We start from the raw sequence: 12,103 nt of genomic DNA, 5'->3' as shown, positions 1-12,103 counted from the left end.
AGCTTTCACTTGGTCACGTTGAAGGTCAGGGTGGAAACGTAGCGGATCTTGGCGTAGGCCTTGCCGTCGGCCTCGCCGGCCTTGTCCTCGACGTGGGCGGCTTCCAGCACGTACTGGCCCGGCCACGGCGTGGTGATCTCGATGCGGCCGTTCTCGTCGCTGCGGAAACGCTTTTCCCACTTGGGCGGGCCGAACACGGTGACCTCGGTCTTGGCCAGCGGCTTGCCCTTGAACTGCAGCACGAAGGTGTTGCTGCCCGCGGCGGCCGGCACCAGTTCCAGGTCGAGCTTGCCCTGGGTGTCTTCGCGGCCGGCCTTGGCGCCGTACTGCATCAGCGTGTCCTTGAACTGGATCGGCTGCGACAGACGCACGTCGCCCTTGCCGCTGGCGGCGAACTCGACGAAATCCGCGCCCTCGGCCGACGCCTTGAGCGCCTTGCCGTCGGCGCCGGTCACCACCGGCGCCACCAGGACCTTGCCCAGCAGGCCGTCGCGCTTTTCACGCAGGTCGTCCGCCCATTCGCCGAAGTACGCCTTTGCCGGGCCCTGGTCGGCCCGCTCGAGCCAGACGAAGTGCGCCTGCGCCGCGCCGGCGCTGCCCAGCAGCGCCATGGCTGCCAAAGTCCTTGCGAATTTCATTGTCGATTTTCCTGTTGTGAATGCCGCTCTGGAACCGCCCCGCGACGGCTCTCTCTCGGCAAGGGTCTGAATTATAACCATTCTCACTACGATGTGAGGCTTTGCGTGCCTGCCCGTCCACGGTTGCGCCGCGGACGGGCCGTCCTGTCTACCAGCGATAACGCAGGCTGGCCTTGATCGAGCGCTGGTAGCCGTACCAGCACCACGAATCGCCCGAGCACGACGCGATATATTCCTTGTCGAACAGGTTCTGCACATTCAGCGCCACCTGCATGCCCTTGAGCGACGGCGACACGCGGCCCATGTCGTAGTCCAGCATCAGGTCGAACAGCGTCACCGATGGCACCTTCATGGTGTTGGCTTCATCCCCGTACGACGAACCGATGTAGCGCACGCCGCCGCCCACGCCCAGGCCGGCCAGCGGACCGCCCTGCAACTGGTAGCGGGCCCAGGCCGAAGCCTGCTGCGATGGCACGCCCACCGGCGCCTTGCCCTTGAGGTTCAGCCCCGTGGTGCCGGGGTTGGACTTGGAATAGGCGTTGTCCAGCAGTGAATAGCCCGCCATCAGCGTCAGCCCGCGCAGCGGTTCGGTCTTGGCTTCGAGCTCGATGCCCTGCGTGCGCAATTCGCCCGACTGGATCTGGCAGCGCGCGTTCGACGTGCCGCACAGGTGCGTCGGATCCGGGTCGGTGGTCAGCATGTTCTCGCGGCGGATGTCGAAGGCGGCCACCGACAGCAGGGTCGCGCTGCCCGGTGGCTGGTACTTGATGCCGACCTCGTACTGGTTGCCCTCGATCGGCTTGAACAGCGCGTTGTTCCAGCCCGTGCCCGACTGCGGCTCGAACGATTCGGAGTAGCTGAAGTACGGCGCCACGCCGTTGTCGAAGTTGTAGATCACGCCGAAACGGCCGGTGAAGGCCTGCGCGCGCAACGACGAGGGCGTGGTGCGGCCGGTGGCGATGGCGGTGCTTTCGCCGACGTTGCGCGACCAGTCGTAGCGCCCTCCCAGCAATACCGACAGGCGGTCGATCTTGATCTGGTCCTGTAAGTACAGACCGGTCTGATATTGCGTGGTGGTGGCATCGGTGGAAAACGCCGGCACCGGGATGTCCTGGTGGTTGTCGGGGTTCATCACATTCAGCGCGGGCGCGCTGCCGAAGCCGGACAGCGTGTCGGTCTTGACATGCTGGTAGTCCAGGCCCAGCAGCACGGTGTGGCCAAAGGCGCCGGTGTTGAAACGCGCCTGCAGGTTGTTGTCGATGGTCAGGGCGCCGACCTCGACATCGGTGGCGATCGCGGCACGCTGCTGGTACAGGTAACGGCTGTCGGTGTAGCCATAGAAGCGGCTGGACGCGCCATAGATGCTGCGGTACTTGGCGTCGGAATGGGTCCAGCGCAGGCTCTGCGTCGCCTTCAGGGCATCGCTGAAACGGTGGTCCAGCACGTAGCCGAGCGAATAGCTCTTGCGGTCGCTCTTCTCGAAATTGGCGTCGCCGTCGTAGTAGCGTGGCGACAGGCGGATGCCGTCCGGCGCCGACAGCAGCGTGCGCATCGGCGGCGCGGCGCCATACGACCCCATGTCGGGATCGCGCTGGAAGTTCGTCAGCACGGTGAGCGAGGTGTCGCCGTTGGGCTTCCAGGTGAAGGCCGGCGAGACGAAGTAGCGGCGCTCCTTGGTGTGGTCGATCTGGCCGTCGGACATGTAGCCCGATCCCACCAGGCGATACAGGTACTTGCCCTCTGCGTCCAGCGGGCCGCCGAAGTCGAAGTTGGCGCGCCGGTAATCGTAGTTGCCAACCTGAAGCTCGACTTCATGCAGCGCTTCTTCCAGCGGCCGCTTGCTGACCTGGTTGACCACGCCGCCGGGGCCGCCCTGCCCGTACATCACCGAGGCCGGCCCTTTCAGCACATCGACGCGCTCCAGACGATAGGCGTCCACCTGTGGCAAGGCATCGCGCCCGCCGAACACACGCAGGCCGTCCAGGTAGGTCGATGCGGAGAAGCCGCGCACGCTGAACTGGTCCAGCCGCGTGGCGGTCGCGCCGCGCGTTTCGGTCGCCACGCCGGGCGTGTAGCGCAACACCTGGTTCAGCGTCTGCGCGCCCTGCTCCGCGATCTGCTCGCGCGTGACCACGGACACCGATTGCGGCGTCTCGATCAGCGGGGTGTCGGTCTTGGTGGCGCTGACGCTGGCGCCGGCCACGTAGCCCACGGTCGGCGCAAAGGCGCTCAGGGAATTGGCCGACACCGTCACCGGCGCCAACGTCAGCGTGTCGCCGGAGGGCGCCGCCACCAGCGTCCAGGAATTGCCGGCCTGGGCCCGTGCCTGCAGGCCACTGCCAGCCAGGATGCGGGCGAAGCCGGCGCCCACCGGATAGGCGCCGTTCAGGCCTTCGGACCGCAGGCCGCGCACCTGCGCCGGATCGAACGACAGCACCACGCCCGCGCTGCGCGCGAATTGGGTTAGCGCATCGCCCAGCGGGCCGGCGGCGATCTGATAGGTGCGCGGCGCCTGGGCCGCGGCGGGCGAGGCTTGCGCCCAGGCGGCGGGCGCGGCGGCCAGCCAGGCGCCGGCGCAAGTGGCGGCAAGCACGGCCAGGCGGCCGGCGGTCAAGGATGCGCCCAGGCGCGGGCAAGATGAAGCGGACACGAAAAACTCCCTTGTACGTAGGTCTCTATCTCTGCCTTTCCGTACCAGGAAGGAAAACCTGCAATGCATCGATCAGGAAATTTGTAACGCTCAGGCCGCGCGTGGCCCGACCTGCAGCCAGTACTGTGTGTGGCGCGTCACCACGATGGGCAGCGCCGGCTCCAGCGCCCGGAGCGCGCGCTCGGCGTCGTCCAGCGGGAACACGCCCGACAGCCGCAGGCCCGCCACCGCCGGGTCCACCCGGATCACGCCGACTCGCTGGCGCGCCAGGTAATCGGCGAAATGGTCCAGGCGCCAGTCCTTGGCCACAACCAGGCCGTCGACCCAGGCCAGGCGATCCGGATCGGCCGCCTGCCGCTCGACCCCGCCCAGGTCGTCGTAGCTCAGGCGTTCGCCCGCTTCGGCGGCCTGCGTCGACGCGCCATCGCGCAGCAAGGCGACACTGCCCTCGTAGACACCCAACTGTGCGCCACCCGGCGTGCGGCGCACGTCGAAACGCGCGTTGTCCGCCAGCAGCACACCATGGCCGGTGTCCACGCGCACCGGGGCGGCGCCTGGTCGCGCCTGCGCGCTGACCAGGATCTCTCCGCGCAACAGGTGGATGCCGCGCGCGCCGCTTGCCCGCCGCAGCCGCAGCGCGCTGTCGCTGTTCAGGGTGACGTGCAGGCCGTCGGCCACCGCCACCGCGCGCCGTTCGCCGATGCCGGTGCTGACATCGGCGGCCAGGCGCTGCCACGGCGCATGCCGGTAGCCAGCCCAACCCGCCACGCCCACCCCAGCCAGCGTCAGCAAATTGCGCAGGGCCACGCGGCGGCCGGGCGTCGCCGGGCCGTCCAGCGCCGTATGCGCCAGCGCCGCCGGCACGCGGCGTGCATCGCGGCCGATCGTTTCCAGCCGCTCCCACGCCTTGCGATGCGCCGGATCCTGCGCCAGCCAGGCCTGACAGGCCTCGCGCTCGCCGGCATCGGCTATGCCCGACTGCAGGCGCGCCCACCAGGCGATGGCCTGGCGCACCACGGCCTCGGGCGGCGTGGCGCTAGTCATAAAGCGCGGCATAGCAGGCCGACATGGCGCGCACCATGTACTGCTGCACCGAACTGAGCGACACGCCCAGCCGCTGGGCAATCTCGGGATAGGTCAGGCCGTCCAGCTGCGACAGCAGGAACGCCGAGCGCGCCTTGGCCGGCAGGCGGTCGAGCAGGCGATCGAGCCGCACCAGGGCCTGCATCTGCTCGGCCTGCGTTTCGGGCGACGGCGCATGGACCTCGGGCAAGGCGGCCAGATAAGCCAGATAGGCATGCTCCAACGCCGCGTGGCGCTGGTGGTCGATCACCAGCCCCTTGGCGATGGTGGTCAGCAACGCCCGGGCCTCGCCCGCGCGAACCGTCTTGCGGCCCTGGATCACGCGCACGAACACGTCCTGCGCCAGGTCTTCGGCGCGATGCGCACAGCCGAGCTTGCGGCGCAGCCATCCGAACAGCCACGGCCGATGATCCCGGTACAGGCCATCGACCTGCGTGGCAGGCGCATCGGCGCAAGAGGCCGGAGACGAAAGGAGGGGGGAAGACACGGGAAGACTGCGGCGCGGGACCAGAAGTCTTCGGATGTTAATTGATAATGACTTGCATTACCAATGCAAATGGCGCAAATTGCGCCACGTCCGCCCCGCGGGCGGACGCTTGCGGCATAACTACAACGTTACGGTCAGGCGGCGTTCCGACTCGAGGTATTCGCGCGACTGCATTTCCAGGATGCGCGACACCGTGCGATGGAACTCATTGGCCAGCGCGCCTTCGGTGTAAATCTCTTCCGGCTCGCATTCGGCCGACATGATCAGCTTGACGCGATGGTCGTAGAACACGTCGATCAGCCAGGTGAAGCGGCGCGCCTCGGAAGCCTGGCGCGGCCCCATCCGTGGCACGCCGGACAGGATCACCGCATGGAAGCGGTTGGCCAGCTCCAGGTAATCGTTCTGCGAACGCGGGCCGCCGCAAAGCGTGGCGAAGTCGAACCACACCACCGAACCGGCCAGCGCCAGCGCGCGGATCTCGCGATGCTCGATATGCAGCAGCGGCTCCTGTGGCGGCGTGTCGGCCAGGCTGTCGAAGGCCTGCTGCAAGGCCTGTTGCGCGTGCTCGTCCAGCGGCGTGTGATAGCACTGCACCTGCTCGAGCGAGCGGCGGCGGTAATCGACGCCGGCGTCCACGTTCATCACGTCCATGCGCGCCTGGATCAACTCGATCGCCGGCAGCACGCGGTCGCGGTGCAGGCCGTCGGGATACAGCGTCGACGGCTCGTAGTTGGAGGTCATCACGAACGAGGTGCCGTATTCGAACAGCTTGAGCAACAGGCGGTGCAGGATCATCGCATCCGCCACGTCCGACACGTGGAACTCGTCGAAACAGATCAGGCGGTAGCGCTTGGCCACGCGCCTGGCCACTTCGTCCAGCGGATCCTGCATGCCCTTCACTTCCTCCAGCTCGCGATGCACGCCGCGCATGAATTCGTGAAAGTGCAGGCGCGTCTTGCGCACCACCGGCACGGTGGCATAGAAGGCGTCCATCAGGAAGCTCTTGCCGCGCCCCACCCCGCCCCACAGATAGACGCCACGCGGCACATCGGGACGGTTCAGCAGCTTCTTCAGGGCATTCGAGCGCATCGCCTTGAACTTGACCCACTCGTCGTAATAGCGCTGCAGCCGGTCGATCGCCTTCTTCTGGGCTTCATCGGGCTTGTAGCCGCGTTCGGCCAGGGCGTGTTCGTAGTATTCGCGGACGTTCATGGAGATGACACAGGCAGAAGAAAAAGGGCGGGTCCGAAAACCCGCCCCCTTTGGCAGAGCCGCAACGTGGCGGATCAGAAGTTCAAGGCGCGCTTGTCAACGGCCAGGGCGGCTTCCTTCACGGCTTCCGACAGCGTCGGATGCGCGTGGCAGATGCGGGCGATGTCTTCGGCGGCGCCGCGGAATTCCATGATGGTCACGGCTTCCGAGATCAGTTCCGAGGCCATCGGACCGACGATGTGCACGCCCAGGACCTCGTCGGTCTTGGCGTCGGCGATCACCTTGGCAAAGCCGGTGGTGTCGCCGAGCGCGCGGGCGCGGCCGTTGGCCAGGAACGGGAAGCTGCCGGCCTTGTACTCGCGGCCTTCGGCCTTGAGCTGCTGCTCGGTCTTGCCGACCCAGGCGATTTCCGGCGAGGTGTAGATCACCCACGGCACGGTGTCGAAGTTGACGTGGCCGTGCTGGCCGGCGATGCGCTCGGCAACCGCCACGCCCTCTTCCTCGGCCTTGTGCGCCAGCATCGGGCCGCGCACCACGTCGCCCACCGCCCAGACGTTGGGCAGGTTGGTCTTGCAGTCGCCGTCCACGGCGACGAAGCCGCGCTCGTCGAGCTTCAGGCCCACGGCATCGGCGTTCAGGCCGCCGGTGTAGGGCACGCGGCCGATCGAGACGATCAGCTTGTCCACCACCAGCTTCTGCTCGGCGCCCTTGGCGTCGACGTAAGGCACGGTCACCGACTTGGCGGTCGCCTTGATCTCGCCGATCTTGACGCCCATCTGGATGTTCAGGCCTTGCTTGGTGAAGGCCTTCAGGGCTTCCTTGGCCACTTGCTGGTCGGCGGCGGCCAGGAACTCCGGCATTGCTTCCAGGATGGTGACTTCGGCGCCCAGGCGGCGCCACACGCTACCCATTTCCAGGCCGATCACGCCGGCGCCGATCACGCCCAGCGTCTTCGGCACGGCGCCGATGTTCAGCGCGCCGTCGTTGGACAGCACGACCTTTTCATCGAACGGCAGGCCGGGCAGCTCGCGCGCCGACGAACCGGTGGCGACCACCACGTGCTTGGCAACCAGGTCTTCCTCGGCGGTGCCGGTGACCTTGATGGCCCAGCCGCCCTCGACCTGGCCGGCGAACGCGCCCTTGCCATGGAAGAAGGTGACCTTGTTCTTCTTGAACAGGTACAGGATGCCGTCGTTGTTCTGCTTGACCACCGAGTTCTTGCGGCCGATCAGCGTGTCGAGCTTCAGGCTGACGCCCTTGACTTCGATGCCGTGCTCGGCGAAGTGGTGGTTGGCCTGCTCGAAGTGTTCGGACGATTGCAGCAGCGCCTTGGACGGGATGCAGCCGACGTTGGTGCAGGTGCCGCCGGGAGCCGGGCCGCCTTGGCCATTCTGCCAGGCGTCGATGCAAGCCACCGACATGCCGAGCTGCGCGGCGCGGATGGCGGCGATGTAGCCGCCGGGGCCCGCGCCGATGACGACGACGTCGAATTGTTTGGACATAGTGTTCTCGCGAATGAGGAGGGAGTGAAACTCGCCCCGGCCCGCGCGAGCCGGCCCGTGGGGCCGGCCGGGCGCCGCCGACACACAGGTCGCGCGGGCGCCGGGCTCAGGGCGCCGAGATTACAGGTCCAGCAACAGGCGCTGCGGATCTTCCAGGGCGTCCTTCATGGCGACCAGGCCCAGCACGGCTTCGCGGCCGTCGATGATGCGGTGGTCGTAGGACAGGGCCAGGTAGTTCATCGGACGGATGACGATCTGGCCGTTTTCCACCACGGCGCGATCCTTGGTGGCGTGCACGCCCAGGATGGCCGATTGCGGCGGGTTGATGATCGGGGTCGACAGCATCGAGCCGAACACGCCACCGTTGGAGATCGAGAACGTGCCGCCGGTCATCTCTTCGATGCCCAGCTTGCCGTCGGCGGCGCGGCGGCCGAAGTCGGCGATGGTCTTTTCGATTTCAGCGATGGACAGCTGGTCGGCGTTGCGCAGGATCGGCACCACCAGGCCACGCGGGCTGCCGACAGCGATACCGATGTCGAAGTAGCCGTGGTAGATGATGTCCTTGCCGTCGATCGAGGCGTTGATCAGCGGGAACTTCTTCAGCGCGGCAACGGCGGCCTTGACGAAGAACGACATGAAGCCCAGCTTGATGCCGTGCTCTTTCTCGAACTTGTCCTTGTACTTGTTGCGCAGATCGATGACCGCTTGCATGTTCACTTCGTTGAACGTGGTCAGGATCGCGTTTTCCTGTTGCGATTGCAGCAGGCGCTCGGCGATGCGAGCGCGCAGGCGGCTCATCGGCACGCGCTGTTCCGGACGGCCGTCCAGCGACAGCGTGGTCGGGGCGGGGGCGGCCGGGGCCTTGGCCGGGGCGGCCTTGGCGGCGGGGGCGCTGGCGTTCAGGGCGTCGCCCTTGGTGACGCGGCCGTCACGGCCGGTGCCGGCCACGTTGGCGGCGTCCACGCCCTTTTCGGCGAGGATCTTGGCGGCGGCGGGCGAAGCCACGCCGGCGGCGGCGGTCGAGGCGGGAGCGGCCGGGGCGGCGGCGGCTTGCGCGGCGGCCTTGGGCGCTTCGGCGGCGGGGGCGGTGGCCGGGGTGGCGGCGGCCTTGCCGGCGGTGTCGATACGGGCCAGGACTTCGCCCGAGGTCACGGTGCTGCCGTCGCCCTTGACGATTTCAGCCAGCACGCCCGAGGCGGGGGCCGGCACTTCCAGCACGACCTTGTCGGTCTCGACTTCGATCAGGATTTCGTCCGCTTCGACGGCAGCGCCGGGCTGCTTCTTCCAGGTCAGCAGGGTCGCTTCGGAAACGGATTCGGAGAGTTGGGGGACGACGACGTCGGTGATAGCCATTTTGTTTATTCCGTAGAGTGTGTGTTCTGGACCGCGCGGCGCGGGCAAAGTTCGAAATCGGATTTCTGCAACTTGCCGCACGCCGCGCGTGCATCGGGTTGGGTTACTTGGTCAGCATGGCCTTGAACTTGGGCGCGAAAGCCGCTTCGATCAGCGCCTTCTGCTGCTCCTGGTGCTTGGCCAGGTAGCCCACGGCCGGCGAAGCCGACGCGGCGCGACCGGCGTAGCCCAGCTTCTGGCCTTCGACCATGTTCTCGTACACGTGATGCTGAACGTAGAACCACGGGCCCTGGTTCTGCGGCTCGTCCTGGACCCAGATCACTTCGGTGGCCTTCGGGTACTTGCGCAGTTCGGCTTCGAACGACTTGTGCGCGAACGGGTACAGTTGCTCGACGCGGACGATGGCGACGTTGTCGGCGCCACGTTCACGGCGGGCATTGACCAGATCGTAGTAGACCTTGCCCGAGCAAGCCAGCACGCGCTTGACCTTGGCGGCGTCGATGGCCTCGTCGACCTCGCCGATCACCGGGCGGAAGCTGCCGCCGGCCAGTTCGGTCAGGGGCGAGCCGGCGTCCTTGTTGCGCAGCAGCGACTTGGGCGTGAACAGCACCAGCGGCTTGCGGAACGGACGGATCATCTGGCGGCGCAGCACATGGAAGATCTGCGAGGCCGAGGTCGGCTGGATCACTTGCATGTTGTTGTCGGCGCACAGCTGCAGGAAGCGCTCGATGCGGCCCGACGAGTGCTCGGGGCCCTGGCCTTCGTAGCCGTGCGGCAGCATCAGGGTCAGGCCCGACTGGCGGCCCCACTTGGCTTCGCCGGAGCTGATGAACTGGTCGATCACGACCTGGGCGCCGTTGACGAAATCACCGAACTGGCCTTCCCAGATGGTCAGCGTGTTGGGTTCGGCGCTCGAGTAGCCGTATTCGAAGCCCAGCACGGCCTCTTCGGACAGCACCGAGTCGATCACGGTGAACGGGGCCTGGCCTTCCGAGACGTTCTGCAGCGGAATGTAGGTGCCGTCGTTCCAGCGCTCGCGGTTCTGGTCGTGCAGCACGGCATGGCGGTGCGTGAACGTGCCACGGCCCGAGTCCTGGCCGGTGATGCGGATGGCGTAGCCCGACGACACCAGGGTGGCAAAGGCCAGGTGTTCGCCCATGCCCCAGTCCAGGTTCATTTCGCCCTTGGCCATGGTGCGGCGGTCGTTCAGCAGCTTGGCGACCAGCGGGTGCACCGTGAAGCCTTCCGGCACCGTGGTGATGCGCTCGCCGATGCGCTTGAGCTCGGCCAGCGGCACGGCGGTGTCGGCCTGGTCGGTCCACTTGGCGCCCAGGAACGGCGACCAGTCGATCGCGTACTTGCTCTTGTAGTCGGTCAGCACCGGTTCGATGGTGCGCTGGCCGTCTTCCATCAGCTGGCGGTAGTCCTTCACCAGTTGATCGGCTTCGCCTTCGGACAGCACGCCCTGCGTGGTCAGCTTGTCGGCGTACAGCTTGCGCGTGCCGGGGTGATGGCCGATGCGCTTGTACATCAGCGGCTGCGTCAGCGACGGGGTGTCCTGCTCGTTGTGGCCCAGCTTGCGGAAGCAGACGATGTCGACCACGACGTCGTGGCGGAATTGCAGGCGGTAGTCCAGGGCCAGCTTGGTCACGAACACGACGGCTTCGGGATCGTCGCCGTTGACGTGGAACACCGGCGCTTCGATCATCTTGACGACGTCGGTGCAATACAGCGTGGAACGCGAGTCGCGCGGATCCGACGTGGTGAAGCCGATCTGGTTGTTGATGACGATGTGCAGCGTGCCGCCCGTGCCATAGCCGCGGGTCTGGGCCAGGTTCAGGGTTTCCATCACCACGCCCTGGCCGGCGAAGGCCGCGTCGCCGTGCACCAGCACCGGCAGCACTTGCTTGCCTTCGGCGTCGCCGCGGCGTTCCTGGCGAGCGCGCGCGCTGCCTTCGACCACGGGGTTGACGATTTCCAGGTGGGACGGGTTGAACGCCAGCGACAGGTGCACCGGACCGCCACGGGTCGACAGGTCGCTCGAGAAGCCGTTGTGGTACTTCACGTCGCCGTCGGTCAGGCCTTCGGCGTGCTTGCCTTCGAACTCGGCGAACAGGTCGCCGGGCATCTTGCCCATGATGTTCACGAGCAGGTTCAGGCGGCCGCGGTGGGCCATGCCGACCACGATTTCCTGGACGCCGTTTTCACCGGCGTGGTTCACCACTTCGTCCATCGAGGCGATGAAGCTTTCGCCGCCTTCCAGCGAGAAGCGCTTCTGGCCGACGTACTTGGTGTGCAGGAAACGCTCGAGGCCTTCGGACTCGGTCAGCTGCTGCAGGATGTGGCGCTTTTCTTCGGCCGTGTAGGTCGGCGCGCCCAGCGTGGTTTCCAGGCGTTCCTGGATCCAGCGCTTGGCGGCGGGGTCGGAGATATGCGTGAATTCGGCACCGATGCTGCGGCAGTACGTGTCGCGCAGCGCCTTCAGGATGTCGCGCAGCGTCATGGTGCTGGCGGTCGTGAAGTAGGTGTTGGTGGCCGAGTAGGTCTGGTCCAGGTCGGCTTCGGTCAGGCCGTAGAAGGCCGGATCGAGTTCGGGGATCGGCGGACGTTCCTGGCGCTTGAGCGGATCCAGGTCGGCCCAGCGCGAACCGAGCGAGCGGTAGGCGGCGATCAGCGATTGCACCGAGACTTGCTTGGAGGCGACGCTCAGGTCGGGTTCGGCGGCGCGTTGCACGAAGGCATTGGCCTTGGCGCGCTGGGCGAACGATTCGACGATGGGAGCGTGGGCCTGGTCGCGGGTGGATTCCTGGCCGTCGGTGGCGGGAGCGTGCTGCAGCTGGTCGAAGTATTCGCGCCAGTTGTCAGGTACCGAACCGGGGTTGTCGAGGTACGCTTCGTAAAGCTCCTCAACGTAGGGGGCGTTTCCCCCAAACAAGTAAGACGTGGATAGGGATTCTATTTCCGAAGACATAATCGCTTCACCTTTACGAGTGCTTCACTCGATTACGATGCAGGAAAACCTTCCGCGACACGGGCTTCCCGTTTAGCGGATAGCAGGGGCAGAAGGCGCGTACAAGCCTTGAAAGCCGTATGCATGAAAGTATAACCCTTTGAGTTTACGGGCGTCTTTTTGCGATTGCGTGACGCAAAAGCGCGCCAGGAATGGTTTCATGCGGCG

General features: G+C 66.5%; 8 protein-coding genes. All 8 read right to left on the bottom strand.

Features of this window, described 5'->3' with window-relative positions; translation table 11 throughout:
* Positions 1–5: 5 nt before the first annotated feature.
* The 8 genes from ABFG95_RS21875 to ABFG95_RS21840 all read right to left on the bottom strand — a co-directional run bounded on the left by ABFG95_RS21875 (position 6) and on the right by ABFG95_RS21840 (position 11,896).
* A complete protein-coding gene (locus ABFG95_RS21875) occupies positions 6–638 on the bottom strand; it encodes a DUF4198 domain-containing protein (protein WP_049072277.1) in 633 nt (210 codons plus the stop codon).
* A gap of 148 nt (positions 639–786) precedes the next feature.
* Positions 787–3,288: a TonB-dependent siderophore receptor gene (locus ABFG95_RS21870; RefSeq protein WP_156525654.1), complete on the bottom strand. Its 2,502-nt coding sequence runs from the start codon at positions 3,286–3,288 to the stop codon at positions 787–789.
* Between the two features lie 90 nt (positions 3,289–3,378).
* Positions 3,379–4,332 (bottom strand): FecR domain-containing protein, encoded by a 954-nt coding sequence (locus ABFG95_RS21865; RefSeq protein WP_336730601.1) that lies wholly within the window; start codon positions 4,330–4,332, stop codon positions 3,379–3,381.
* The gene (locus ABFG95_RS21860) at positions 4,325–4,858 is read right to left on the bottom strand and encodes a sigma-70 family RNA polymerase sigma factor (protein WP_049072275.1); all 534 of its coding nucleotides are present in this window, start codon (positions 4,856–4,858) and stop codon (positions 4,325–4,327) included. Before ABFG95_RS21860 ends, ABFG95_RS21865 begins: the two co-directional genes overlap by 8 nt.
* Positions 4,859–4,978: 120 nt before the next feature.
* Positions 4,979–6,070: a cell division protein ZapE gene (zapE, locus tag ABFG95_RS21855; RefSeq protein WP_063583311.1), complete on the bottom strand. Its 1,092-nt coding sequence runs from the start codon at positions 6,068–6,070 to the stop codon at positions 4,979–4,981.
* A gap of 74 nt (positions 6,071–6,144) precedes the next feature.
* A complete protein-coding gene (gene lpdA, locus ABFG95_RS21850) occupies positions 6,145–7,572 on the bottom strand; it encodes a dihydrolipoyl dehydrogenase (RefSeq protein WP_049072272.1) in 1,428 nt (475 codons plus the stop codon).
* A 120-nt stretch (positions 7,573–7,692) separates the two neighbouring features.
* Positions 7,693–8,925: a 2-oxoglutarate dehydrogenase complex dihydrolipoyllysine-residue succinyltransferase gene (gene odhB / locus ABFG95_RS21845; protein WP_059269571.1), complete on the bottom strand. Its 1,233-nt coding sequence runs from the start codon at positions 8,923–8,925 to the stop codon at positions 7,693–7,695.
* A gap of 103 nt (positions 8,926–9,028) precedes the next feature.
* Positions 9,029–11,896, bottom strand: a complete 2,868-nt coding sequence (locus ABFG95_RS21840) for a 2-oxoglutarate dehydrogenase E1 component (RefSeq protein WP_049072268.1) — start codon at positions 11,894–11,896, stop codon at positions 9,029–9,031.
* Positions 11,897–12,103 lie beyond the last annotated feature (207 nt).

This window comes from Achromobacter sp. HNDS-1, assembly GCF_040084795.1.
Taxonomy (GTDB): Bacteria; Pseudomonadota; Gammaproteobacteria; order Burkholderiales; family Burkholderiaceae_B; genus Achromobacter; species Achromobacter ruhlandii.
This window is presented reverse-complemented; position numbering and strand designations above follow the sequence as displayed.